The 24,461-nt window shown below is 70.0% G+C and carries 27 protein-coding genes; 22 read left to right on the top strand and 5 right to left on the bottom strand.

Annotated elements, in window-relative coordinates; all coding sequences use genetic code 11:
- Positions 1-16: 16 nt before the first annotated feature.
- The 3 genes from modA to modC are packed head-to-tail and all read left to right on the top strand — an operon-like array spanning position 17 to position 2,633.
- A complete protein-coding gene (gene modA / locus ACG10_RS20485) occupies positions 17-772 on the top strand; it encodes a molybdate ABC transporter substrate-binding protein (RefSeq protein WP_089169622.1) in 756 nt (251 codons plus the stop codon).
- 18 nt (positions 773-790) lie between these two features.
- Positions 791-1,471: a molybdate ABC transporter permease subunit gene (gene modB / locus ACG10_RS20480; protein WP_039806939.1), complete on the top strand. Its 681-nt coding sequence runs from the start codon at positions 791-793 to the stop codon at positions 1,469-1,471.
- A gap of 19 nt (positions 1,472-1,490) precedes the next feature.
- The gene (gene modC / locus ACG10_RS20475; protein WP_089169621.1) at positions 1,491-2,633 is read left to right on the top strand and encodes a molybdenum ABC transporter ATP-binding protein; all 1,143 of its coding nucleotides are present in this window, start codon (positions 1,491-1,493) and stop codon (positions 2,631-2,633) included.
- A 10-nt stretch (positions 2,634-2,643) separates the two neighbouring features.
- Here modC and ACG10_RS20470 read toward each other — a convergent pair whose 3' ends face one another.
- The gene (locus tag ACG10_RS20470; protein WP_039806933.1) at positions 2,644-3,954 is read right to left on the bottom strand and encodes an MFS transporter; all 1,311 of its coding nucleotides are present in this window, start codon (positions 3,952-3,954) and stop codon (positions 2,644-2,646) included.
- Between the two features lie 276 nt (positions 3,955-4,230).
- On the opposite strand from ACG10_RS20470, the gene ACG10_RS20465 reads away from it, so the two are divergent.
- The 16 genes from ACG10_RS20465 to hypE all read left to right on the top strand — a co-directional run bounded on the left by ACG10_RS20465 (position 4,231) and on the right by hypE (position 17,959).
- A complete protein-coding gene (locus ACG10_RS20465; protein ID WP_039806931.1) occupies positions 4,231-5,307 on the top strand; it encodes a hydrogenase small subunit in 1,077 nt (358 codons plus the stop codon).
- The gene (locus ACG10_RS20460) at positions 5,304-7,112 is read left to right on the top strand and encodes a nickel-dependent hydrogenase large subunit (protein ID WP_089169620.1); all 1,809 of its coding nucleotides are present in this window, start codon (positions 5,304-5,306) and stop codon (positions 7,110-7,112) included. Before ACG10_RS20465 ends, ACG10_RS20460 begins: the two co-directional genes overlap by 4 nt.
- Before the next feature lie 16 nt (positions 7,113-7,128).
- The gene (gene cybH / locus ACG10_RS20455) at positions 7,129-7,851 is read left to right on the top strand and encodes a Ni/Fe-hydrogenase, b-type cytochrome subunit (protein ID WP_039806928.1); all 723 of its coding nucleotides are present in this window, start codon (positions 7,129-7,131) and stop codon (positions 7,849-7,851) included.
- A gap of 148 nt (positions 7,852-7,999) precedes the next feature.
- Positions 8,000-8,629 (top strand): HyaD/HybD family hydrogenase maturation endopeptidase, encoded by a 630-nt coding sequence (locus ACG10_RS20450; RefSeq protein ID WP_039806925.1) that lies wholly within the window; start codon positions 8,000-8,002, stop codon positions 8,627-8,629.
- Positions 8,630-8,631: 2 nt separating this feature from the next.
- Positions 8,632-8,958, top strand: coding sequence for a HypC/HybG/HupF family hydrogenase formation chaperone (locus ACG10_RS20445; protein ID WP_089169619.1), 327 nt, complete (start codon positions 8,632-8,634; stop codon positions 8,956-8,958).
- Complete coding sequence (locus tag ACG10_RS20440) at positions 8,955-9,404, top strand: thioredoxin domain-containing protein (protein ID WP_089169618.1); 450 nt, start codon at positions 8,955-8,957, stop codon at positions 9,402-9,404. Before ACG10_RS20445 ends, ACG10_RS20440 begins: the two co-directional genes overlap by 4 nt.
- Positions 9,401-10,255 (top strand): hydrogenase expression/formation protein, encoded by an 855-nt coding sequence (locus ACG10_RS20435; protein WP_039806918.1) that lies wholly within the window; start codon positions 9,401-9,403, stop codon positions 10,253-10,255. Before ACG10_RS20440 ends, ACG10_RS20435 begins: the two co-directional genes overlap by 4 nt.
- Entirely contained in the window at positions 10,252-10,470 is a 219-nt protein-coding gene (locus ACG10_RS20430; RefSeq protein WP_089169617.1) for a rubredoxin, read from the top strand. The genes ACG10_RS20435 and ACG10_RS20430 overlap by 4 nt, the downstream gene beginning before the upstream one ends.
- A 6-nt stretch (positions 10,471-10,476) precedes the next feature.
- A complete protein-coding gene (gene hybE / locus ACG10_RS20425; RefSeq protein WP_089169616.1) occupies positions 10,477-10,926 on the top strand; it encodes a [NiFe]-hydrogenase assembly chaperone HybE in 450 nt (149 codons plus the stop codon).
- The gene (locus tag ACG10_RS20420) at positions 10,923-11,969 is read left to right on the top strand and encodes a nickel-dependent hydrogenase large subunit (protein ID WP_089169615.1); all 1,047 of its coding nucleotides are present in this window, start codon (positions 10,923-10,925) and stop codon (positions 11,967-11,969) included. Before hybE ends, ACG10_RS20420 begins: the two co-directional genes overlap by 4 nt.
- A complete protein-coding gene (hypA, locus tag ACG10_RS20415; protein WP_169531149.1) occupies positions 11,962-12,303 on the top strand; it encodes a hydrogenase maturation nickel metallochaperone HypA in 342 nt (113 codons plus the stop codon). Before ACG10_RS20420 ends, hypA begins: the two co-directional genes overlap by 8 nt.
- Positions 12,304-12,305: 2 nt before the next feature.
- A complete protein-coding gene (gene hypB / locus ACG10_RS20410) occupies positions 12,306-13,220 on the top strand; it encodes a hydrogenase nickel incorporation protein HypB (RefSeq protein ID WP_089169614.1) in 915 nt (304 codons plus the stop codon).
- Positions 13,221-13,240: 20 nt separating this feature from the next.
- Positions 13,241-15,547 carry a carbamoyltransferase HypF gene (gene hypF / locus ACG10_RS20405; RefSeq protein WP_089169613.1) on the top strand — a complete coding sequence of 769 codons (2,307 nt, stop codon included), beginning with the start codon at positions 13,241-13,243 and terminating at the stop codon, positions 15,545-15,547.
- A complete protein-coding gene (locus ACG10_RS20400; protein ID WP_089169612.1) occupies positions 15,547-15,801 on the top strand; it encodes a HypC/HybG/HupF family hydrogenase formation chaperone in 255 nt (84 codons plus the stop codon). The genes hypF and ACG10_RS20400 overlap by 1 nt, the downstream gene beginning before the upstream one ends.
- Positions 15,798-16,937, top strand: coding sequence for a hydrogenase formation protein HypD (gene hypD, locus ACG10_RS20395; RefSeq protein ID WP_089169611.1), 1,140 nt, complete (start codon positions 15,798-15,800; stop codon positions 16,935-16,937). Before ACG10_RS20400 ends, hypD begins: the two co-directional genes overlap by 4 nt.
- Complete coding sequence (gene hypE, locus ACG10_RS20390) at positions 16,934-17,959, top strand: hydrogenase expression/formation protein HypE (RefSeq protein WP_089169610.1); 1,026 nt, start codon at positions 16,934-16,936, stop codon at positions 17,957-17,959. The genes hypD and hypE overlap by 4 nt, the downstream gene beginning before the upstream one ends.
- 724 nt (positions 17,960-18,683) lie before the next feature.
- Here the strand turns inward: hypE and ACG10_RS20385 are convergent.
- From ACG10_RS20385 to ACG10_RS20370, 4 genes are all read right to left on the bottom strand, one after another.
- On the bottom strand, positions 18,684-19,076 hold the full coding sequence (locus ACG10_RS20385; RefSeq protein WP_089169609.1) for a hypothetical protein: 393 nt from the start codon (positions 19,074-19,076) through the stop codon (positions 18,684-18,686).
- Between the two features lie 497 nt (positions 19,077-19,573).
- The gene (locus ACG10_RS20380) at positions 19,574-19,972 is read right to left on the bottom strand and encodes a hypothetical protein (RefSeq protein ID WP_089169965.1); all 399 of its coding nucleotides are present in this window, start codon (positions 19,970-19,972) and stop codon (positions 19,574-19,576) included.
- A gap of 294 nt (positions 19,973-20,266) precedes the next feature.
- Positions 20,267-20,830, bottom strand: a complete 564-nt coding sequence (locus ACG10_RS20375; RefSeq protein ID WP_089169608.1) for a HupE/UreJ family protein — start codon at positions 20,828-20,830, stop codon at positions 20,267-20,269.
- Positions 20,831-20,967: 137 nt separating this feature from the next.
- Entirely contained in the window at positions 20,968-21,708 is a 741-nt protein-coding gene (locus ACG10_RS20370) for a sulfite exporter TauE/SafE family protein (protein WP_089169607.1), read from the bottom strand.
- Positions 21,709-21,890: 182 nt separating this feature from the next.
- On the opposite strand from ACG10_RS20370, the gene ACG10_RS20365 reads away from it, so the two are divergent.
- From ACG10_RS20365 to ACG10_RS20355, 3 genes are all read left to right on the top strand, one after another.
- On the top strand, positions 21,891-22,442 hold the full coding sequence (locus ACG10_RS20365; protein ID WP_089169606.1) for a sigma-70 family RNA polymerase sigma factor: 552 nt from the start codon (positions 21,891-21,893) through the stop codon (positions 22,440-22,442).
- Between the two features lie 39 nt (positions 22,443-22,481).
- The gene (locus tag ACG10_RS20360; RefSeq protein ID WP_089169605.1) at positions 22,482-24,164 is read left to right on the top strand and encodes a multidrug ABC transporter permease/ATP-binding protein; all 1,683 of its coding nucleotides are present in this window, start codon (positions 22,482-22,484) and stop codon (positions 24,162-24,164) included.
- Positions 24,165-24,252: 88 nt separating this feature from the next.
- Complete coding sequence (locus ACG10_RS20355; RefSeq protein WP_089169604.1) at positions 24,253-24,456, top strand: MbtH family protein; 204 nt, start codon at positions 24,253-24,255, stop codon at positions 24,454-24,456.
- The last annotated feature ends 5 nt before the right edge of the window (positions 24,457-24,461 follow it).

Here is a 24,461-nt window from a genome sequence, read left to right as displayed (position 1 = left end):
AACATGGAGTAGTCCCATGAGCTTTTCGCTGTCCCGCCTGTGCATCGCCCTGAGCGCCGGTCTGCTCGCCTGCGCCGCCCAGGCCGGGGAGGTGCAGATCGCCGTCGCCGCCAACTTCACCGCGCCGATCAAGGAGATCGCCGCCGAGTTCGAGAAGGACACCGGCCACAAGGTGATCGCCTCCCTCGGCCCGACCGGCGGTTTCTATACCCAGATCCACAACGGCGCGCCCTTCGAGGTCTTCCTCTCCGCCGACGACGCCACCCCGGAGCGGCTGGAGAAGGAAGGCGCCATCGTTCCGGGCTCGCGCTTCACCTACGCGATCGGCAAGCTGGTGCTCTGGTCGGCCAAGCCCGGCTACGTGGACGGCAAGGGCGAGGTGCTGAAGAGGAACGCCTTCAAGCACCTGGCCATCGCCAACCCGAAGACCGCGCCCTACGGCGCCGCCGCCATCCAGGTGCTGGCCAAGCTCGGCCTGGGCGAGGCGGTCAAGCCGAAGCTCGTCGAGGGCGCCAACATCGCCCAGGCGCACCAGTTCGTTTCCACCGGCAACGCCGAACTGGGCTTCGTCGCCCTGTCGCAGGTGTCCAAGGACGGCAAGCTCACCGAAGGCTCCGGCTGGACCGTGCCGGCCGAGCTGCACGATCCGATCCGCCAGGATGCGGTGATTCTCGCCAAGGGCAAGGACAACCCGGCGGCCCAGGCGCTGGTCGATTACCTCAAGGGGCCCAAGGCCGCCGCGGTGATCAAGGCCTACGGCTACGACCTGTAAGCGCAGGAGGCCCCGGCAATGCCGCTGTCCGCACTCGATTTCGCCGCCATCCGCCTGACCCTGGAGCTGGCCTCGCTGACCACCCTGCTGCTGCTGATAATCGGCACGCCGATCGCCTGGTGGCTGGCGCGCACCCGCTCGCGCCTGAAGGGGGCGATCGGCGCGGTGGTGGCCTTGCCGCTGGTGCTGCCGCCGACCGTGCTCGGCTTCTACCTGCTGGTGACCATGGGGCCGTACGGCCCTGTCGGTCAGCTGACCCAGTCCCTGGGCCTCGGCACGCTGCCCTTCACCTTCGCCGGCCTGGTGGTGGCGTCGGTGTTCTATTCGCTGCCCTTCGTCGTGCAGCCCTTGCAGAACGCCTTCGAGGCGATCGGCGAGCGCCCGCTGGAGGTCGCCGCGACGTTGCGCGCCGGCCCTTGGGATACCTTCTTCACCGTGGTGCTGCCGCTGGCCCGGCCCGGTTTCGTCACCGCCGCCATCCTCGGCTTCGCGCATACCGTGGGCGAGTTCGGCGTGGTGCTGATGATCGGCGGCAACATCCCGGAAAAGACCCGCACCGTGGCGGTACAGATCTTCGACCACGTCGAGGCGATGGAGTACGCTCAGGCCCACTGGCTTTCCGGTGGCATGGTGCTGTTCTCCTTCCTCGTGCTGCTCGCCCTCTATTCCAGCCGCCGCTTCAAGCCGGGGCTGAGCTGATCCGCCGGGAGGTTTCCCCATGAGCACCACCCTCGAACTCGCCGCCGCCAAGGCCGACGCCGCCCGTTCGGCCAGCGTGCCGGCGGACGGCATCCGCGCCCGCTTCCGGGTGAACTATGCCGGGTTCGCGCTGGATATCGACCTGAAACTGCCGGGACACGGGGTGACTGCGCTGTTCGGCCATTCCGGCTCCGGCAAGACCACCGCCCTGCGCTGCGTCGCCGGCCTGGAGCGGGCCGCCGAGGCCTACCTGGAGATCAACGGCGAGGTCTGGCAGGACAGCGCCGCCGGGGTGTTCCTGCCGACCCACCGGCGCGCGCTCGGCTACGTGTTCCAGGAGTCCAGCCTGTTTCCCCATCTGACGGTGCGGCGCAACCTGGAATACGGCCTGAAGCGCGTCGACGCCGCCAGCCGGCGGGTGTCCTGGGAGCGGGTGCTCGAGCTGCTCGGCATCGGCCACCTGCTCGACCGCCTGCCCGGCCGCCTGTCCGGCGGCGAGCGCCAGCGTGTCGGCATTGCCCGCGCGCTGCTCACCAGTCCGCGCCTGCTGCTGCTGGACGAGCCGCTGGCGGCGCTTGACCTCAAGCGCAAGAACGAGATCCTGCCCTACCTCGAGCGCCTGCACGACGAGCTGGACATCCCGGTGCTGCTGGTCAGCCATTCGCCGGACGAGGTGGCGCGCCTCGCCGACCATGTGGTGCTGCTCGACCAGGGCCGGGTGGCGGCCCAGGGCGCCCTGCAGGAAACCCTGGCGCGCCTCGACCTGCCCACCGCCTTCAGCGAGGACGCCGGGGTGGTCATCGAGTCGGTGGTGGCCGAGCACGACGACCACTACCACCTGAGCCGTCTCGAGTTTCCCGGCGGCGCAGTGCTGGTCGCCCGCCGCCCGGAGGCGCTCGGCCAGCACCTGCGCCTGCGCGTGCACGCCCGCGACGTCAGCCTGGCGCTCCAGCGGATCGAGGACACCAGCATCACCAACGTGCTGCCGGCCACGGTCCGCGAGGTGGTCGAGGCCGACACCCCGGCCCACGTGCTGGTGCGCCTGGACGCCGAGGGCACGCCGCTGATCGCGCGCATCACCCGCCGCTCCTGCGACCAGCTCGAAGTCCTGCCCGGCAAGCGCATGTGGGCGCAGATCAAGGCGGTGGCGCTGCTCGGCTGAGGCCGCCGCTTCAGGCGGCCGGCGCCGGTGCCAGGGCGGTGCGCCGCCACAGCGCCGCGCCGGCCAGCACCAGCAGCAGGCACAGCGCGCCGACGTAGTAGGCCGGCCCCAGCGGGCTCCACTTCAGCAGCAGGCTGACCAGGATCGGCGTCAGGCCGCCGCAGATGGCGTAGGCCAGGTTGTAGGAGAACGACAGCCCGGAGAAGCGCACCACCGCCGGAAAGGCCTTGACCATCACCATGGGAATGGCGCCGATGGTGCCCACGCAGAGGCCGGCCAGGGCGTACAGCGGCAGCAGCAGGTCGCGGTGCTCGGCGAGGCTGGCGTAGAACGCCGAAGAGCTCAGTAGCAGCAGCAGGCCGCCGCAGACGAAGGTCGGCCCGGCGCCGAAGCGGTCCGCCGAGAGGCCGGCGAGCACGCAACCGAAGGTCAGGCCGACGATCGCCAGGCTGTTGGCCGCGAGCGCCTCGCCAGCGGCGAAGCCGTGCTGGGTCTGCAGCAGGGTCGGGGTCATCAGGATCACCACCACGATGCCGGCCGACAGCACCCAGGTCAGCAGCATCGATAGCAGCACCGCCGGGCGGTGTTCGCGCAGCACCGCCTTGAGCGGCAGCTCGGCGGCCAGCGACTGGCGCAGCTGCAGCTCGGCGAACACCGGCGTCTCGTGCAGCCAGCGGCGCAGGTAGACCGAGACCAGGCCGAACACCCCGCCGAGCAGGAAGGGGATGCGCCAGGCCCAGTCGGCCAGCTCCGCGGGGCTGAACGCCCGGTTGATCGCGCTGGCGGTCAGCGAGCCGAGCAGGATGCCGGCGGTCAGCCCGGCGGTCAGGGTGCTGCAGGCGAAGCCGATGCGCCGCTCCGGCACGTGCTCGGAGACGAACACCCAGGCCCCCGGCACCTCGCCGCCGATCGCCGCGCCCTGCACCACGCGCAGGCTCAGCAGCGCCAGCGGCGCCCAGATGCCGATCTGCGCGTAGGTCGGCAAGAGGCCCATGCACAGGGTCGGCACGGCCATCATGAAGATGCTCAGGGTGAACATCCGCTTGCGGCCGAGCAGGTCGCCGAAGTGGGCCATGACGATGCCGCCCAGCGGACGCGCCAGGTAGCCGGCGGCGAAGATGCCGAAGGTCTGCAGCTGGCGCAGCCACTCGGGCATCTCGGCAGGGAAGAACAGCTTGCCGAGCACCGCGGCGAAGAACACGAAGATGATGAAGTCGTAGAACTCCAGCGCACCGCCGAGGGCGGAGAGCGAGAGGGTCTTGAGGTCGCTGCGGGTCAACGGGCGCGCCGCGGGCGCGGCGCCGGAGTGCTCGGCGGGCATGGGGGCTGGCTTCTCGGGACTGGGGGCAAGGGAACGCCGGCGCACCATAGCAAATTACGCACGGCCGGGCAGCTGCGGCCGCCATCGCCCTGGCCAGAGCGGCCGGGCCTTTCCTCCGACGAATGTCCCCGCGCCGAGTCATGACAAAAGCATGGCATTGGCGCATTATTCGCGCGGTTTTTATTCAGCAACCGTGGGCAATTTCGCCGGCGCGCCGTCATAGCCGAAGGACGACGCGCAGGGGCGCCGAAACGACCTGGCCACAAGGGTAACGGCATGTCTCAACTCGAAACCTTCTATGACGTGATGCGGCGTCAGGGCATCACCCGCCGCAGCTTTCTCAAGTACTGCAGCCTGACGGCCGCGGCCCTGGGCCTCGGCCCCACCTTCGCCCCGCAGATCGCCCACGCGATGGAAACCAGGCCGCGCACCCCGGTGCTCTGGCTGCACGGCCTGGAGTGCACCTGCTGCTCCGAGTCGTTCATCCGCTCCGCGCACCCGCTGGTCAAGGACGTGGTGCTGTCGATGATCTCGCTGGACTACGACGACACCCTGATGGCCGCCGCCGGCCACCAGGCCGAGGCGGCCCTCGAAGAGACCATGAGGAAGTACAAGGGCGAATACATCCTCGCCGTGGAGGGCAACCCGCCGCTCAACGAGGACGGCATGTTCTGCATCGTCGGCGGCAAGCCGTTCCTCGACCAGCTCAAGCACGCCGCCAAGGACGCCAAGGCGGTGATCGCCTGGGGCAGCTGCGCCAGCTGGGGCTGCGTGCAGGCGGCCAAGCCGAACCCGACCCAGGCGGTGCCGATCCACAAGGTGATCACCGACAAGCCGATCATCAAGGTGCCGGGCTGCCCGCCGATCGCCGAGGTGATGACCGGGGTGATCACCTACATGCTGACCTTCGGCAAGCTCCCCGAGCTGGACCGCCAGGGCCGGCCGAAGATGTTCTACGGCCAGCGCATCCACGACAAATGCTACCGCCGCCCGCACTTCGACGCCGGCCAGTTCGTCGAGCACTGGGATGACGAGGGCGCGCGCAAGGGCTACTGCCTGTACAAGGTCGGCTGCAAGGGCCCGACCAGCTACAACGCCTGCTCCACGGTGCGCTGGAACGAGGGCACCTCCTTCCCGATCCAGGCCGGCCACGGCTGCATCGGCTGCTCGGAGGACGGCTTCTGGGACAAGGGCTCGTTCTATGAGCGGCTGACCACCATCCCGCAGTTCGGCATCGAGAAGAACGCCGACCAGATCGGCGCCGCGGTCGCCGGCGGCGTCGGTGCCGCCATCGCCGCCCACGCCGCGGTCACCGCCATCAAGCGTCTGCAGAACAAGGGGGATCAGGCATGAGCAGCCTGCCGAACGCCAGCCAGCTGGACAAATCCGGCCGGCGCATCGTCGTCGACCCGGTGACCCGCATCGAAGGCCACATGCGCTGCGAGGTCAACGTCGACGCCAACAACATCATCACCAACGCGGTGTCCACCGGCACCATGTGGCGCGGTCTGGAAGTCATCCTCAAGGGCCGCGACCCGCGCGACGCCTGGGCCTTCGTCGAGCGCATCTGCGGCGTCTGCACCGGCACCCACGCGCTGACCTCGGTGCGCGCGGTGGAGGATGCCCTGGGCATCCAGATCCCCTACAACGCGCACCTGATCCGCAACCTGATGGACAAGACGCTGCAGGTGCACGATCACATCGTGCACTTCTACCACCTGCACGCGCTGGACTGGGTCAACCCGGTCAACGCCCTGAAGGCCGACCCCAAGGCCACTTCCGCCCTGCAGCAGGCGGTCTCGCCGGCCCATGCCAAGTCCAGCCCCGGCTACTTCCGCGACGTGCAGACACGCCTGAAGAAGTTCGTCGAGAGCGGCCAGCTCGGCCTGTTCTCCAACGGCTACTGGGACAACCCGGCCTACAAGCTGCCGCCCGAGGCGGACCTGATGGCCGTGGCGCACTACCTGGAAGCGCTGGACCTGCAGAAGGACATCGTCAAGATCCACACGATCTTCGGCGGCAAGAACCCGCACCCCAACTACATGGTCGGCGGCGTGGCCTGTGCCATCAACCTGGACGACGTCGGCGCCGCCGGCGCGCCGGTCAACATGACCAGCCTGAACTTCGTCCTCGAGCGCATCCACGAGGCCCGCGAGTTCACCAGGAACGTCTACCTGCCGGACGTCCTGGCGGTCGCCGGGATCTACAAGGACTGGCTGTACGGCGGCGGCCTGGCCGGCCACAACCTGCTGTCCTACGGCACCTTCACCAAGGTCCCGGGCGACAAGTCCAGCGACCTGCTGCCGGCCGGCGCCATCGTCGGCGGCAACTGGGACGAGGTGCTGCCGGTCGACGTGCGCGATCCCGAGGAGATCCAGGAGTTCGTCAGCCACTCCTGGTACCGCTACGCCGACGAGACCAAGGGCCTGCACCCCTGGGACGGCGTCACCGAGCCGAAATTCGAACTCGGTCCGAACACCAAGGGCACCCGCACGAACATCAAGGAGCTGGACGAGGCGCACAAGTACAGCTGGATCAAGGCGCCGCGCTGGCGCGGCCACGCCATGGAGGTCGGCCCGCTGGCGCGCTACATCATCGCCTACGCCTCCGGCCGCGAATACGTCAAGGAGCAGGTCGACCGCTCGCTGGCCGCCTTCAACCAGAGCACCGGCCTGGCCCTCGGCCTCAAGCAGTTCCTGCCCTCGACCCTCGGCCGCACCCTGGCGCGCGCCCTGGAGTGCGAGCTGGCGGTGGACAGCATGCTCGACGACTGGCAGGCCCTGGTCGGCAACATCAAGGCCGGCGACCGCGCCACCGCCAACGTCGAGAAGTGGGACCCGAGCACCTGGCCGAAGGAGGCCAAGGGCGTGGGCATCAACGAGGCGCCGCGCGGCGCCCTGGGCCACTGGATCAGGATCAAAGACGGCAAGATCGAGAACTACCAGGCGATCGTGCCGACCACTTGGAACGGCACCCCGCGCGACCATCTGGGCAACATCGGCGCCTACGAGGCCGCGCTGCTCAACACCAGGATGGAGCGCCCGGACGAGCCGGTGGAGATCCTGCGCACCCTGCACAGCTTCGACCCCTGCCTGGCCTGTTCGACCCACGTGATGTCGCCGGACGGCCAGGAGCTGACCCGGGTGAAGGTCCGCTGAACCGGAGGATTGCGCGATGGCACTGGAAAAATCCCTGGAAACCGGCGACGGCCAGGAGAAGGTCCGCAAGCAGACCGCGGTGTACGTCTACGAGGCGCCGCTGCGCCTGTGGCACTGGGTCACGGCGCTGTCCATCGTCGTGCTCGGCGTGACCGGCTACTTCATCGGCGCGCCGCTGCCGACGATGCCCGGCGAGGCGATGGACAACTACCTGATGGGCTACATCCGCTTCGCCCACTTCGCCGCCGGCTACGTGCTGGCGATCGGCTTCCTCGGCCGGGTCTACTGGGCCTTCGTCGGCAACCACCACGCCCGCGAGCTGTTTCTCGTGCCGGTGCACCGCAAGGCCTGGTGGAAGGAGCTGTGGCACGAGGTGCGCTGGTACCTGTTCCTCGAGAAGGTCCCGAAGAAGTACATCGGCCACAACCCGCTGGGCCAGCTGGCGATGTTCTGCTTCTTCGTGATCGGCGCGGTGTTCATGAGCGTCACCGGCTTCGCCCTCTACGCCGAGGGCCTGGGGCAGGGCAGCTGGGCCGACCGGCTGTTCGGCTGGGTGATCCCGCTGTTCGGCCAGAGCCAGGACGTGCATACCTGGCATCATCTTGGCATGTGGTACCTCGTCGTCTTCGTCATGATCCACGTCTATCTGGCCGTGCGCGAAGACATCGTGTCCCGGCAGTCGCTGATCTCCACCATGGTCGGCGGCTGGCGGATGTTCAAGGACGACAGGCCGGACTGACCGCCGCTGGTGCACCGCCAGGGGGCGCAGGCAGTCTGTGCCGCACTGTTTTTCACCGCCCGGGCCGCTGGTCGTCCCGGGCTTTCGCCATCAGGGACGTGCGAGTTGACCCACGGTCCGGGCCTTATAGCCCGGCGGTAAACGATCCATGACAGGCTCCAGCCCCAACATCCTCATTCTCGGCATCGGCAATCTGCTCTGGGCGGACGAAGGCTTCGGCGTGCGCTGCGTCGAGCTGCTCAACGAGCGCTACCGCTTTCCCGACGGCGTGCGGCTGATGGACGGCGGCACCCAGGGCATCTACCTGGTGCAGCACGTCCAGCAGGCCGACTGCCTGATCGTCTTCGACGCCGTCGACTACGGCCTGGCGCCCGGCACCCTGAAGGTCGTGCGCGACGACGAGGTGCCCAGGTTCATGGGTGCCAAGCGCATGAGCCTGCACCAGACCGGTTTCCAGGACGTGCTGGCGCTCGCCGCGTTCACCGGCGCCTATCCGCGCGAGCTGCTGCTGGTCGGCGTGCAGCCCGCGGAGCTGGAGGACTTCGGCGGCAGCCTGCGCGAACCGGTGCGCGCCCAGCTGGAGCCGGCGCTGGCGATCGCCCTGGCGTTCCTCGCCGAACGCGGGGTGCTCGCCACGCCGCGCGAGGGCGATGCCGAGCAACTGGCCCCGGCGCAGCTGGCCCTGGGCCGCTACGAGGCGGAACGCCCGGCCGAGGAGCTGGCCTACCGCCACGGCGACATCCGCTTCATCGCCCAGCCGGGCCGGGAGGACGACTGAGCATGTGCATCGGCATTCCCCTGCAGGTGCTGGAGTGCGCGCCGGGCCGCGCGCTGTGCGGCGACGACCGGGAGGCGCGCTGGATCGACACCCGGCTGATCGAGCCGCCGGCGCCCGGCGACTGGCTGCTGGTGTTCCTCGATGCCGCCCGCGAAGCCCTCGACGCCGAGCGCGCCGCGCAGATCCGCGACGCCCTGTGCGCGCTGCAGGCCGTGCAGGCGGGCGATCTGGCCGCGCTCGACGGGCTGTTCGCCGACCTCGACCGTGAGCCGCAACTGCCGCCCCACCTGCAGGCGCAACTGCCACCCAAGGAGCCGCATTCCCCATGAGTCATCCCCTGATCGAGCGCCTGACCGCGACGCTCGGCTACCCGCTGCTGGACGCCGCCGGTTTCGACCGCCAGGTGCAGGCGCAGCCGTTCTCCGTGCTGTTCTTCGCCGGCGATCCCAAGCGCTTTCCCGAATCGCTCGACGTCGCGGTGATCCTCCCGGAGCTGGTCAAAGCCTTCCCGCAGCTCGCTCCAGCGCTGGTCGCTGGCGAGGACGAAGCCGGCCTGCAGGGGCGCTACGGCTTCGCCGTCTGGCCGACCCTGGTGTTTCTGAAGGACGGGCGCTACCTGGGCAGCCTGTCGCGGGTGCTGAACTGGGGCGAATACCTCGAGCGCATCCCGGCGATCCTCGCCGGCGAGCCCGAAGACCTGCCACGCATTCCCGTGCTGTCGCTGGATGGCGGCGCATATTCTTCCTGCAGCCAGATGGAGGCTAGCGAACCATGATCGGCACCCAGTCCATTCTCCCGCCCGGCTTCGGCCCCGGCTCGCACGGCGAAGAGGACCGGCTCGACTACCTGCCGATGCCGCGCGAGATGCACACCTTCGAGCGCCCCTCGCTGCCGGAGCCCGAGCAGCTGGACTCGCACCCGATCGCCCTGGCGCTGCTGGAGCGGCTGCAGGAGGCGCTGACCGCCTACCGGATCGGCGAGCAGAGCCGGGTGATCGGCCTCGACCGCCAGCCCAAGGCCGACCTGAAGCTGCTCCAGCAGATCCTCGGCGAGGGCGAGGTGGCGATCCAGGTCGGCGGCCAGCGCCCGGTGCGCATCCAGGAAACCGTGCTCGCCGGGGTCTGGTGGGTGCAGCTGCAGGTCGGCCTGGGCGAGGTCGTCGGCCAGTGGCTGGAGGTCGCCGACATCCCCGCGCTGGTGCGCCGCCGGGCCTTCGCCGAGGCCCGCTGGCCGCGCCTCGGCGCCACTCTTCCGGACGATCTGCTCAATGCCGGCCCGGTGCTGGTGGAGCTGCTCGAGGCGGCGAAGCAGCATGCCGAGCACGCGAGCGCCACGCCGCATGTGATCAACCTGTCGCTGCTGCCGTTCTCCGCGGAGGACCAGCGCTTCCTTGCCGAGCAGTTGGGCGAGGGGCCGGTGACCGTGCTGTCGCGCGGCTACGGCAACTGCCGCATCGCCAGCACCGCGACCCCCGGCATCTGGCGCGTGCAGTACTTCAACAGCACCGACCGGCTGATCCTCGATACCCTGGAGGTGACCGCCATCCCGCAGGCGGCCTGCGCCGCCCAGGAGGACATCGACGACTCCGCCGAGCGGCTGCGCGAGATCCGCGAGGCGCTGGAGTGAGCACGCGCTTCGAGGGCAGCTACCTGGGCGACGCCGCGCGCCTGGCGGACGACGCCGTGCTCGAGTGCAAGATCTGCTGGCACCGCTACGATCCTGCCGTGGGCGACGAGGTCTGGCAGATCCCGGCGGGCACGCCCTTCGCCGCGTTGCCGGCGCACTGGCGCTGTCCGCAGTGCGACGGCGACCGCGAGCAGTTCATGGTCGTGGACGACTGAAGGCTCATGCACAGCCGCGAAGCCATCGAAGCCTACTACCGGGCGGTCGGCACGCGCATGGCCGGGCTGCCGGTGTACAACCCGGCGCTCGCCGTGGAGCTGCTCGGCTGGCGTGCGGTCGAGGGCGTCGGCGCGCTCGGCGTGCTGATCACGCCCTGGTGCATGAACCTGTTCTGGCAGCCGCCGGCCGAGGCCGAATTGCCGGCCAAGGGCGCGCGCGCGGTGCTGTCGCTGCCCTCCGGCGACTACGAATGCACCCTGCACGAGGACGAAAGCCTCGGCCGCTACGCCAGCGCCTCGCTGTGCTCGCCGATGCAGGACTTCCCCGACCAGGCCGGGGCGCGGGCGATGGCCGAGGAGGTGCTGCGGCTGGTCTTCGCCGAACCCGAACCGCCGCAGCCGGCGCAGCTGACTCGCCGCGCGCTGTTCCGTCGTGCCCTCGGCGGCGCGCCGTGAGCGCCCTGGCTGAACTGGCCGGGCGCCTGCGGGTGGAGGTTCGCCTGCAGGACGGCGTCATCCGTGCCGTCGATACCCGGCTGCAGCGCCCGCTGGCGCAGCTTTCCCGCCTGCTGGTCGGGCAGACCGCGGAGGCGGCCCTGGCGCGCCTGCCGCTGCTGTTCAGCCTGTGCGCCGCGGCGCAGCAGGTGGCGGCGCTGCGGGCGCTGGAGCGGGCCGCCGGCTGGACGACCATTTCCGAGGTGGAGGAGGGCCGCACCCGGCTCACCGAGCTGGAGCTGATCCGCGAATCCCTGCTGCGCCTGGTGCAGGTCTGGGAGCTGCCGCTACCGCTGGAACGGCTCAAGGTGCTGGTCGCCCTGTGCCGGCGCGGTGCGGCGCGGCTGCAGCCGCTGACCGCCTTGCGCGCCGCGCCGCTGTCGGCCGACCCGCAGCTTGAGGAGACGCTGGCCGAGCTGGCCGCCGCCTGGGCCGATCTGGCGCTGCCGGCGCCGGCCGACTGGCTGGGGCCGCGTCTGAGCCGCTGGCGGGAGGTCGCCCTCGGCGGCCCGCCGCCGGCGGTTTTCGATCCGGCCGCTCTGTCGGCGCTGCTGGCGCAGCTGCGTGCCGGCGATGCCCGCGCCGAGATCGCCGGTGCGCCGCGGATCACCGGCCCGGCCGCCATTGCCGGGATGCAGGCGACGGCGGCCGCGCAGATCGAGCAGCACGTCGGCGCATTGCTGCAGCGCACGGCGCAGGCGATAGACTCGCTGCAGCAGCCGCCGCTGCCGCCGGCGGTGGGCGGACTGGACGCGGGGGAGGGCGTCGGCCTGGCGCAGACCGCCCGCGGCGCTCTGCTGCACCGGGTGCGCCTGGACGAGGGGACGGTCGGCGCCTGGCAGCTGCTGGCGCCGACCGACTGGAATTTCCATGCCGACGGCCCGCTGCGCCGTCGGCTGTGCGGCGTGCGGGTGGTCGAGGAAGACAGCGAGGCGCTGCTGCGCGCGCTGATCCTCGCGGTCGATCCCTGCGTCGCGTTCGAGGTGAAGATCGTCCATGCATGAGATGTCGATCGCCGAGGGCATCGTCCAGCTCCTCGAGGAACAGGCCGCGGCGCAGCGCTTCGAGCGGGTCAAGGCGGTGTGGCTGGAGATCGGCCCGCTGGCCGCGGTGGAGGTCGAGTCGCTGCGCTTCTGCTTCGAGGCGGTGACCCGCGGAAGCCTGGCCGAGGGCGCGCGCCTGGAGATCGTCGAGCTGCCGGGGCGCGCCTGGTGCCTCGGCTGCAACGCCAGCGTGGCGATCCGCCAGCGCTACGACGCCTGCCCGCAGTGCGGCAGTTACCGATTGCAGGTCACCCAGGGCGACGAGCTGCGGGTCAAGGAACTGGAGGTAGAATAAGCATGTGTACCGTTTGCGGCTGCGCCGAGGGCGAAACCCGGATCGAGGGCGAGCACCACCATCATCACGGCCATGACCATCATCACCGCGAGCACGCCTTCGTGCGCCGCCCGGCGCCGGCCGAGGCCGCGCCGCTGGTGGTCGAGGGTCTCAACCTGCACTTCGGCCAGGGCCCGGCCCGCGCCCACGCGCCGGGCCTCAGCCAGAGCCGCATGGTGCAGATCGAGCAGGACATCCTCGGCAAGAACGACCGCTACGCCGCCGAGAACCGCGCGCGCTTCGAGGCCCTGTCGCTGTTCGTCCTCAACCTGGTGTCCAGCCCCGGCTCGGGCAAGACCACCCTGCTGACCAAAACCATCGAGTTGCTCGGCCGGCACCGGCCGCTGGCGGTGATCGAGGGCGACCAGCAGACCGACCACGACGCCGCGCGCATCCGCGCCACCGGCGTGCCGGCGGTGCAGGTCAACACCGGCAAGGGCTGCCACCTGGACGCGCACATGGTCGGCCATGCCCTGGCGCGGCTGGAGAACCTCGAAGGCGGCCTGCTGTTCATCGAGAACGTCGGCAACCTGGTCTGCCCGGCGGCCTTCGACCTCGGCGAGGCGCACAAGGTGGCGATCCTCTCGGTCACCGAGGGCGAGGACAAGCCGCTCAAGTACCCGGACATGTTCCACGCCGCCGACCTGATGCTGCTGAACAAGACCGACCTGCTGCCGTACCTGGACTTCGATGTCGAGGCCTGCATCGCCTACGCCCGGCGGGTCAACCCGGACATCGAGGTGATCCGCGTCTCGGCGCGCAGCGGCGAGGGCATGGGCGAGTGGCTGGCGTGGCTCGAGCGCCAGCGCGGCGCCCGCCTGCGCGCCCGGATCGACGCCCTCAGGGCCCAGGCGCAGGCCCTCGAGGCGCTGCTCTGAACGAGGCTGCGAAGGCGGGCGTGCGCCTGCTGCTGCGCGGCCGGGTGCAGGGGGTCGGCATGCGCCCCGGCGTGCATCGTCTGGCCACCTCCCTCGGCCTGGCCGGCGAGGTGTGCAACACCGGCGAGGGCGTGCGCATCGACCTGCAGGGCCCGCCGGCGGCGCTCGCCGAATTCGAGCGGCGCCTGCCCGCCGAGCTGCCGCCGCTGGCCCGGCTCGATGCCATCCAGCGCGAGAGCCTCCCTGCCGGAGCGCATTTTGCCGGCTTCGCCATCGTCCCGAGCCGTGACGAAGCGGGCAGGGCGCTGGCGCCGCCGCCGGATGCCGCGGTTTGCCCGGCCTGCCTCGAAGAGCTCTGCGATCCGCAGGACCGCCGCTGGCGCCATCCGTTCATCAACTGCACCTACTGCGGCCCGCGCTACAGCCTGATCCGCCGCCTGCCCTACGACCGCGCCCAGACCAGCCTGGCCGGCTTCGAACTCTGTCCGGCCTGCCGGCGCGAGTATGAGAATCCGGCCGACCGGCGCTTCCACGCCCAGCCGATCGCCTGCCCGGCCTGCGGCCCCAAGCTCTGGTGCGAGGACGCATCCGGCGAGCGCCTGCCCGGCGATCCCGTCGCCCTGGCGCTGGCGGCTCTCCTGCGCGGCGAAATCGTCGCCCTGCGCGGCGTCGGCGGCTTCCACCTGGCCTGCGATGCGCGCAATGCCGGGGCGGTAGCCCTGCTGCGCCGGCGCAAGCGCCGCCCGGCCAAGCCCTTCGCGCTGATGGTCGCCAACCCGGCCTCGCTGGAGGCCCTGGTCGAGCTGAACGCGAGCGGCCTGAACGAGCTGATCGACCCGGCCGCGCCCGTGGTGCTGCTGCGCAGGCGGCCCGCCGCCGATGGCTTGCTCGCCGCCGAAGTAGCGCCGGATCTCGCCTGGCTCGGCATGATGCTGCCGCACAGCCCGCTGCACTGGCTGCTGTTCCACGAGGCCGCCGGGCGGCCGGCCGGCACGGCCTGGACCGCCGCGCCCCAGGACCTGGTGCTGGTGATGACCAGCGCCAACTTGAGCGGCGAGCCGCTGATCACCGGCAACCTTGAGGCGCGCGAGAAGCTCGCCGGCATCGCCGACCTCTGGCTGCTGCACGACCGCGAGATCCTCAATCGCGTCGACGACTCGCTGGTCAGCGCTTTGGGCCGCGCGCCGGTGGTGATCCGCAGCGGCCGCGGCCTGGCGCCCCAGGAAATCCGCCTGGCCCGCAGCGGCCCCTCGGTGCTGGCCCTCGGCGGCCAGCTGAAGAACACCATCTGCCTGACCCAGGGCGATCGCGCCTGGCTGTCCCCGCACATCGGCGACCTGCACAGCGCCGACGCCTGCCGCGCCCTGGAGCGCACGGTGGCGCAGTTCGGCGAGCTGCTCGGCGTCCATCCCGAGCGCATCGCCTGCGACCTGCACCCGGATTTCTTCGCCAGCCGCTTCGCCCGCGAGCATGCCGAGCGTCACGGCCTGCCGCTGCACCCCGTTCAGCACCACCACGCCCATATCGCCGCGGTGCTGGCCGAGCACGGCCTCGCCGAGCCGGTGCTCGGCCTGGCGCTGGACGGCTTCGGCCTCGGCGCCGACGGCCGGCTGCGCGGCGGCGAACTGTTGAAGGTGATGGCGGACGGCTGCGTCTGGCTCGGCGAGCTGAATCCGCTGCCGCTGCCCGGCGGCGACCAGGCGGCCCGCGAGCCCTGGCGCATGGCCGCCGGCGCCCTGCACGCGCTGGGCCGCGGCGACGAGATCGCCACGCGCTTCGCCGCCGAGCCCGGCAGCGCGGCCATTGCGCGGATGCTCGAACGCGGCTTCAATTGCCCGCCAAGCAGCAGCGCCGGCCGGCTGTTCGATGCCGCGGCGGGTCTGCTGGGCCTCGGCGAACGGCAGCGCTACGAGGCCGAGGCGGCGCTGCGCCTGGAGTCGCGGGTGGTCGGCCTGCCGGAAGCGGTTCCCGCACTCTGGCGGATCGGGGACGACAACCGGCTGGACCTCTCGCCGCTGCTCGCGCGCCTGGCGGATACGCACGATAGCCGGGTCGGCGCCGAGCTGTTCCACGCCGTGCTGATCGCCGCACTCACCGCCTGGGTGGTGCGTGCGGCCGAAGCCACCGGCCTGCGCCGGATCGCCCTAGGCGGCGGCTGCTTCCTGAACACCGTGCTGCGCGACGGGCTCTGCACGCGCCTGCAGGCTGCCGGCCTCGAGCCGCTGCTGCCGCGGCGCGCGCCGGTCAACGACGGCGGTCTGGCCCTCGGCCAGGCCTGGGTGGTGCTCTTGGCACCGGACATCCCATCGACACGAGGACAAGCGTGATGTGCCTGGCCATTCCGGTCCGCATCGAGGAACTGCTCGACGAACAGAGCGCGGTCGCCTGCATCGGCGGCCTGCGCAAGACTATCAACGTCGCCCTGCTCGACGATCTGAAAGTGGGCGACTATGTGATCCTGCACGTCGGCTTCGCCCTGCAGAAGCTCGACGAGGCCGAGGCGCAGCGCACCCTGGCGCTGCTTGCCGAACTCGGCCGGCTGGCCGAGGCCGAGCAGGCCGCGCAGGGAGATGCCTCATGAAGTACGTCGACGAATTCCGCGACGGCGCCACCGCGCGCCAGCTCGCCGCGCGCATCGCCGCCGAGGCCGATTCCGCGCGCCAGTACCGGCTGATGGAGTTCTGCGGCGGGCACACCCACGCGATCTTTCGCTATGGCATCCCCGACCTGCTGCCGGCCAGCGTGCGGCTGATCCACGGCCCGGGCTGCCCGGTCTGCGTGATGCCGATCGGCCGGCTGGACATGGCCATCGAACTGGCGCGCCGCCCGGAAGTGATCCTCTGCACCTACGGCGACATGCTGCGCGTGCCCGCGTCCGGCCGGGTCAGCCTGCTCAAGGCGCGCGCCGAAGGCGCCGCGGTGCGCATGCTCTACTCGCCGGCCGAGGCGCTGAAGCTGGCGCAGGACAACCCGAGTAAAGAGGTGGTGTTCTTCGCCATCGGCTTCGAGACCACCACCCCGCCCACCGCGCTGGTGATCGAGCAGGCGCAGAGGCTCGGCCTGAAGAATTTCTCGGTGTTCTGCAACCACGTGCTGACCCCGGCGGCGATGCACGCCATCCTCGCCACCCCGGAGGCGCGTGCCGGCAAGCTGCAGCTGGACGGCTTCATCGGCCCGGCCCACGTCAGCACGGTGATCGGCAGCGCGCCCTACGCGCCCTTCCCCGAGCAGTACGGCACGCCGCTGGTGATCGCCGGCTTCGAGCCGCTGGACCTGCTGCAGGCGCTGTTGATGCTGGTACGCCAGCTCAACGAGGGGCGCGCCGAGGTGGAGAACCAGTTCACCCGCGCGGTGACTGCCGAAGGCAACCGCAAGGCGAAAGCCCTGACCGAACGGGTCTTCGAGCTGCGCGAAAGCTTCGAGTGGCGCGGCCTGGGCGCCGTGCCGCACAGCGCCCTGCAGATCCGCGCGGAATTCGCCGAGTTCGACGCCGAGCGGCGCTTCGCCCTCGAGCCACGCACCGGGCTGGAGAACAAGGCCTGCGAATGCCCGGCGATCCTCCGCGGGGCGAAGAGCCCGCGCGACTGCAGGCTGTTCGGCAACCCCTGCACCCCGGACAACCCGCTCGGTTCGTGCATGGTTTCCTCCGAGGGCGCCTGCGCCGCCTGGTACGCCTACGGCCGCCAGCGCCAGGCTGCCGTGGGGGTGGCCCGATGAGCCGGCTCGATCTGAAGAACGGCAGCGTGGAGATGGTCCACGGCAGCGGCGGCCGTGCCATGGGCCAGCTGATCGAGGAGCTGTTCGCCCGCGCCCTGCGCAACGAATGGCTGGACCAGCGCAACGACCAGGCGCAGTTCGAATTGCCGCCCGGGCGGGTGGTGATGGCCACCGACAGCCACGTGATCTCGCCGCTGTTCTTCCCCGGCGGCGACATCGGCAGTCTCGCCGTGCACGGCACCATCAACGACGTGGCCATGGCCGGCGCCCGGCCCTGCTACCTGGCCGCCGGCTTCATCCTCGAGGAGGGCTTTCCGCTGGCCGACCTGGCGCGCATCGTCGAGTCGATGGCCGCCGCCGCCCGCGAGGCCGGCGTGCCGGTGGTCACTGGCGACACCAAGGTGGTCGAGCGTGGCAAGGGCGACGGGGTGTTCATCACCACCACCGGGGTCGGCGTGGTGCCGCCGGGGCTCTACCTCTCCGGGGATCGGGCCCGGCCGGGCGACCGCATCCTGCTCTCCGGCAGCATCGGCGACCACGGCGTGACCATCCTTTCGCTGCGCGAAGGGCTCGGCTTCGAGGCAGACATCGGCTCCGACTCCCAGGCCCTGCACGGCCTGGTCGCCGCGATGGTCGAGGCGGTGCCGCAGATCCGCTGCCTGCGCGACCCGACCCGCGGCGGCCTGGGCAACACCCTCAACGAACTGGCCCGCCAGTCGGGCGTCGGCATGCAACTCGTCGAACGGGCCATCCCGCTGCGCGAGCCGGTGCGCGCCGCCTGCGAATTCCTCGGCCTCGACCCGCTGTACGTGGCCAACGAGGGCAAGCTGATCGCCATCTGCCCGGCCGAACAGGCCGAGCGTCTGCTCGAGGTCATGCGCGAGCATCCGCAGGGGCGCGAGGCGGCGATCATCGGCACGGTGGTGGCCGACGAGCGCTGCTTCGTGCAGATGGAGACGCTGTTCGGCGGGAGCCGGATGGTGGACTGGTTGAATGGGGAGCAGTTGCCGAGGATTTGCTGACAAGTCAGAAGGGTGGTGTTGGCCTAGCCTTCGGTTATTCAAGCTGCCTGCTTTCCTCGGCCCGAGCGACAGGTTTCGCCCTGCACGGCGAGTCACTTTCTTCTTGCTTGCCCAAGAAGAAAGTGACCAAAGAGAAGGGCACCCGACATCCGGCCCTCCACTGCGCTGCGCTTCGTTACGGGTTCCCTCGCTCCGGCACTGCTCCGGGGGCCCCTCACGAAGGGACGTCCCTGTCCCTTCGTTCGTCGCTCGGCGTCCATGCCTCGCGTCCCCCTCTGCAATGCCTGCGCTCGGCTTCCTGACGGGGTTGGGGGGCTGATGGTTGGGCAGAAGCCCAAAAGCTCTTCTTGCTGCTGATGCAAAAATTTTCAGGCAGCGCCGAACGCCCCTTTCAGAAGGCCGAGCGGAGTCGTTGCGCAAGGGATCGAGCGGCATGGATGCCGCGAGAGCTGCGAGGGCCATGGATGGCCCTTCGCAGCGTGTCCCTGAAGCGACGACGGAGGGAGGGGACCCGGAGCGTAGCGCAGGGCCGGATGATAGGGGCAAGCGTTTTTGCTTACTTTTTTCGCGACTGAAAAAAGTGAGTCGCCGTGCAAGGCGAAACCTGTCGCTCGGGCCGAGGAAAGTGTGATGTTTTATGTGGGACTTAACGCCCACACCAATTCAACCGAATCCCACAAAGCAAAAAACCGGCTGAAGAGCCGGGCTTTTGGTGTGGAATAACTTACTCGCGGTAGCTGAGCGCGCTGTCGTAGAGGCTGTCATCCGCCTTGGCGACATCGCTGAACGCGCGGTTGCCGCGGGTCTCGACCTTGTCGCCGACGGCGAACGCTTCAGTCGAGCGCACCACCTTTTCCTTGCCATCGGCGGTGCGGATCTTGTAGGCGCGGTCGCTGAGGCCGGTGGCCTCCTGGGCTTCGCCGCCGAACAGGGCACCGATGCCGGCGCCGATCAGCATGCCGATCGGACCACCGATGGCGCCGATCATCATGCCGTTCATGCCGCCGACCGATTTGCCGGTGGTTTGATCCTTGGTTTCCTCGAGAACTTCGGCGGCGTTCACGCTACCGGCGGCCAGCAGGGCGAGGGTCAGAGCCAGGGTGCCGAGCTTTTTCATGGCGGTTCCTCCGAGGAAACATTCCAGCGATCCGGGTCAAATCGTCGAGCGGGACCTGAGGCGCTGCTTTTGGCAGGGCTTCCGTCTCCGTTGGAACTGAAATTACCCTTACAATTGATGTGGGTCAAGAAAAGAAACAATTTTTTGTGCTTGGGACCGCTTGACCTTCACGGCAGGCCGTGCTGCCCCCGTGGGGCGGCGGCATGGATGAGGCTGCTGGAGCGATGGACTGGCGACACGCCGGGCGCGGCGGGAGAGAGCCGCTGGTGTGTTCGGGGCGAGCCGGCGGCGAGCGCAGCACCTTCTCCTCGCCATCGGCGAGTGCGGACCTTTGCTTAGAGTGGGGGTGGAGCTTCGGCACGGATCGTCGCTGCGTGGCCTGGGGCGGGCCGGGAGCGGACGCTCTGGAGGGCCGAGCGCCGGCGCCTGTCACCCGGAGCGGGCGGCGAGGCGGCGCAAAACGCGATGCCAAAGCCGCCGGGGCAGCGGCAGGCGATTCAGCGCAGGGTGCGCGTGTCGCCGTTGTCGGCCAGGGCGGCGGACTTGCCGGCGGATGTGGGATAGGGGCGGTTGCCGCGGGTCTCGACCTGGTCGCCGGCCGCGAAGCGGCGGTTGGGGGAGCGCACGGTCTTCACCGTGCCGCTGTCGGTGCGCACCTGATGGGCGTGCTCGCCGCTGTTGGCGGCTTCCTGGCCGGAGCTGCCGACCAGCGCGCCGACGCCGGCGCCGATCAGCGCACCGATCGGGCCGCCGATGGCGCCGACCATCATGCCGGTCATGCCGCCGGCCGACTGGCCGGCCGTCCGGTCTTCGGTTTCCCCGATGATCTCGTCGGCCTGTACGTTGCTCAGAGCCAACAGGCTGAAGGTCAGGGTCAGAATGCCGAACGCTTGCATGTTCATGGCGGTTCCTCCGAGGAGCATTTCAGTGGGCTTCGCTTTGTTTTCTTCACGAATCATGCCAGGCTTGATTCTTTCATAAGAATCAAATGGTTATGTGTCGGTGAGAACAACTCTCGCGACAAAGTGTCGCGATAGTGACAGAGGTTTTGTCGCAATTCCTGCAGAAAATGGGGTTTTTGTTGATCTGGGTCACTGAAAGGTGATCGGCCTTGTGCCTCTCCGTGCGGCCGCGCAAAAAAAGACCGGGCACCTGGCCCGGTCCGGAGGCTGGCTGTCGCCGGGCGGCGATCAGATCATCATCAGCGCACCGCTGGCGGCGATGGCCGCGCCGGCGCCACGGGCCAGCAGGGGCAGGCGCTGCTGCACGGCGGTGGCGAGCAGGCCGCCGCCCAGGTGCAGGCTCAGGCTGGAAGCGAGGAAGCCGACGGCGAAGGCCGCCAGGCTGCCGCTGGCTTCCAAGCCGTGGGCGTGGCCGTGGAGAAGGGCGAAGGCGGCGGTCAGGGTCAGCGCCAGCGGTGCCGGCAGGCGGGCGGCGCCGGCGATCAGCAGGCCGCTCAGCAGCACGGAGAGGGCGATGCCGGTTTCCACCAGCGGCAGGCCGACGCCGGCCACGGCCAGGGCGAAGCCGCCGAGCAGCGCGGCGAGGAAGGCGGCCGGCACGGCGAGCTTCAGGGCGCGCGGCTGCAGCGCGGCCCAGATGCCGATGGCCAGCATCGCCAGCAGGTGGTCGAGGCCGCCGAAGGGGTGCAGCAGGCCGGCGATCAGGCCGTTCTCGCCATGCCCGGGATGGGCGAAGGCGGCGCCGGGCAGGAGGGTCAGAGCAAGCAGGGGCAGAAGGTGGCGTGTGTTCATCTCGGTGATCCTGGGGGCAAGTCGGGGAACGGCGATGCTCTTCGAAGCGCTATGCGAAGCGGCTGGCTGCGCAGCTTAAGGCAAAAGGGCCGCGCGGTGCAGCGTCCGGGCTGCCGCCTCAGCGGGACGCTGCCGGCTCAGAGGTTCTGCGCGATCAGCTGGATCCCGGCGAGCAGCAGGCCGGCGCGGGCGATGCGGTAGAACCAGACGTGGTTGACCCGGTTCTGCAACCAGAGGCCGGCCCACACGCCGAGCGGCACCAGCGGCGCGAGGGCGAGGCTGCTCAGCAGGTTGTCGGTGGAGAACTGCCCGAGCAGCGCGTAGGGCAGCAGCTTGACCGCGTTGGTCAGCAGGAAGAACACGTTGATGGTGGCGACGTAGCGCACCTTGTCCAGTTGCTGCGGCAGCAGGTGCATCATCACCGGCGGGCCGCCGGCGTGGGCGACGAAGCTGGTGAAGCCGGCCAGTGTGGAGAGCGCCGTGCCCTTGCCGCGGGCCGGCGGCAGTCCGGCCGTGCTGGCCGGCGGGCGCAGCAGGTTGAGCAGCACGAAGGCCACGGCGATGCTGCCGATCAGCAGGGCGATGACCCGCTCGTCGAGCATGCCGAAGGTCAGCGCGCCGAGCAGCACGCCGAGCAGCGCGCCGGGCAGCATGATCTTCAGGTTCGCCAGGTCCCACTTGCCGTAGTAGGCGCGCAGGCCGACCAGGTCGGCGGTGCAGAGGATCGGCAGCATGATCGCCGCGGCCTGGGTGGGCGGCACGGCGAGCGCCAGCAGCGGTACCGCGATGCCACCGAAGGCGCCGCCGAAGCCGCCCTTGGACAGGCCGGTCAGCAGCACCGCCGGGACGGCGAGGAGCAGAAGTTCCGTGGACAGCATGGGCGTGCAGTGCTCCTGAGCGGGCGTGCGGGCGCCTAGCTGTACCCGTTTCGCCGGGACGGAGCAATAGCGGCGGATGGCGGCCGATGCGTCAAGGATGCGACTTTGCCGGATTGCTAGTATTGTATTGATAATATTTATCATTTAGATTCGCTGCTTCGCTCGAGTCAGGGAAGCTGTCGATGAAGGGTTGCGCTGCGTGTTCGCTCGGCGTGCAGGTCGCGGCGGATGCGCTGGAAACGGAGCTGGAAACCATCTACGCCGGCCAGTGGCGCCTGCTGGTGGAGGTCGCCTTCAAGGTGCTGGGCTGCCGCTCGCTGGCCGAGGACGTGGTCCAGGAGGCTTTCCTCAAGCTCTGGGAGGGCCGTGCCGTGCAGAACATCCAGTGTCCGGTCCGCTACCTGTTCCGGGTAGTGCGCAACCAGGCCATCGACCGCCTGCGCCGGCTGATCCTCGAAAACCGCTACCACGTCGACGAGGCGTCGCTCGGCGAGCAGGTCGCGACGACCCCCTCGCCGGAACGGGCGACCCTCGGCCAGTGCGAATGGAGCGCCCTGCTCGAGGCTCTCGACGAGCTGCCCGAGCGCGCCCGCACGGCCTTCGCCATGACCCAGCTGGAAGGCTACAGCCAGCGCGAGGTGGCCGCCCGCCTGGGCGCCTCGCCGACCGCCGTGCACTTCCTGATCCGCGACGCCCTGGGTCACTGCCGTGACCGCCTGAAACCCGACGACTGACCCGTCTGCGCCGGACGGCGCAGCGCACAGGACGACCCCATGAAACTGCTTCGCCTGCTGTTTCGCGACAATCCCCGCACCCTGGCCGGGGTCATGCTGCTGAGCCTGGCCAGCGTGCTGCTCAGCATCGGCACCCTCGCCTTCATCAACCTGCGGCTGATCGCCGTCGGCGAGCGGCCGGGCCTCGCCCTGGCGCAGTTCGGCGCCCTGCTGGCGCTGTTGCTGCTGGTCGCCGCGGCTGCCCAGGTGTCGTTGCATCGCCTCGGCCACCGCTTCGTCTACCGCCTGCGCCGGGACCTGGTGAAGTGCCTGCTGGACACCGACATCCAGCGCCTGGAGCAACTCGGCGGCTCGCGCATCCTCGCCAGCCTGTCGAGCGACATCCGCAACATCACCATCGCCTTCGTGCACCTGCCGGAGCTGGTCTACGGCCTGGTGCTGAGCGTCGCCGCCTTCGCCTACCTGGCCTGGCTGTCGCCGCCGCTGTTCGCCGTGACCCTCGCCTGGATGGGCTTCACCCTGGCGGTCGGCTGGCTGTGCGTCGGCCGGGTCAACCGGCACATCCGCCTGCTGCGCGAGGCCGAGGACCGCCTCTACCGCGACTACCAGGCGCTGATCGACGGGCGCAAGGAGCTGGCGCTGAACCGCGAGCGCGCCCGCCGCCTGTACGAGGAGGAGTTCGACGCAGACGCCGAGGCCTACCGCCACCACGTGACCCGCGCCGACATCTACAACGGCCTGGCCGGCAACTGGGCGAACATCATGGTGCTCGGCAGCATCGGCCTGGTGTTCTACTGCGCCGGCGGCCTGGGCTGGGCCGGCGCCGCGGTGGCGGCGACCTTCGCCCTCACCGTGCTGTTCCTGCGCGCGCCGCTGATCGCCGCGGTGGGCTCGCTGCCCAGCCTGCTCGCCGCGCGGGTCGCCCTGGACGCGCTGGAGGCGCTGGAGCTGGCGCCGCTGTGCCGCGATTTCGAGGCGCCGGCGCCGGCGCCGGCCTGGCAGCGCCTGGAACTGCGCGGGGTGGTCTACCGCTACCCCGGCGAAGGTGACGAGGGCGGATTCGACGTCGGCCCGCTGGATGTGTGCATCGAGCGCGGCGAACTCTTGTTCCTGGTCGGCGGCAACGGCAGCGGCAAGTCGACCCTGGCGCGCCTCCTGACCGGCCTCTACCGGCCGGTGGCCGGGCAGATCCTGCTCGACGGCCGTGCCCTGGACGAGGCCGAATGGCCGGCCTACCGGCGGCTGTTCTCCAGCGTGTTCACCGATTTTCACCTGTTCGCCCGGCTGCTCGGCCCCGAGGGCGGCGAGGCCGAAGAGGGCAGGCCCGACCACTGGCTGGAGCGCCTGCACTTGGCGCACAAGGTCCGCCACGCTGGCGGCCGGCTGCTCGACACCCGCTACTCCCAGGGCCAGCGCAAGCGCCTGGCGCTGCTGCTGGCGATGCTCGAGGAGCGCGACATCCTGGTGCTCGACGAATGGGCGGCGGACCAGGACCCGCTGTTCCGCCGGCTGTTCTACCGCGAGCTGCTGCCGCAACTGAAGGCACTGGGCAAGACGGTGCTGGCGATCACCCACGACGATCACTACTTCGACCAGGCCGACCGCCTGCTGAAGATGGACGGCGGCCGGCTCGTCGAGCTGACCGGCGAGCAGCGCGCGCGCGCCAGCGCCGATGCCCTGCAGGCCATCGGCGGGCCGGCGCGGGCGCTGGCCGCCGACTAGCCGTTGTTAATGAAAATTATTCGCGTCTTTATCCGTCTGTAACCAGTGATGCGGCACCGTGCCGCCCGACCGAACCAGGAGCCAAGCCATGAGTTTCGACCAAGCCGATACCCAGTTCCACGTGGTGGTCAATGCCGAGCAGCAGTACTCGATCTGGCCGGAATACAAGCCGGTGCCGGCCGGCTGGCAGGAGGTCGGCATCAGCGGCGACCGCCAGACCTGCCTGGCGCACATCTCCGGGATCTGGTCCGACATGCGCCCGCGCAGCCTGCGCGAGGCCATGGCCGAGTGAGACCG

This window comes from Azotobacter chroococcum (assembly GCF_002220155.1).
GTDB classification, from domain to species: domain Bacteria; phylum Pseudomonadota; class Gammaproteobacteria; order Pseudomonadales; family Pseudomonadaceae; genus Azotobacter; species Azotobacter chroococcum.
This window is presented reverse-complemented; position numbering and strand designations above follow the sequence as displayed.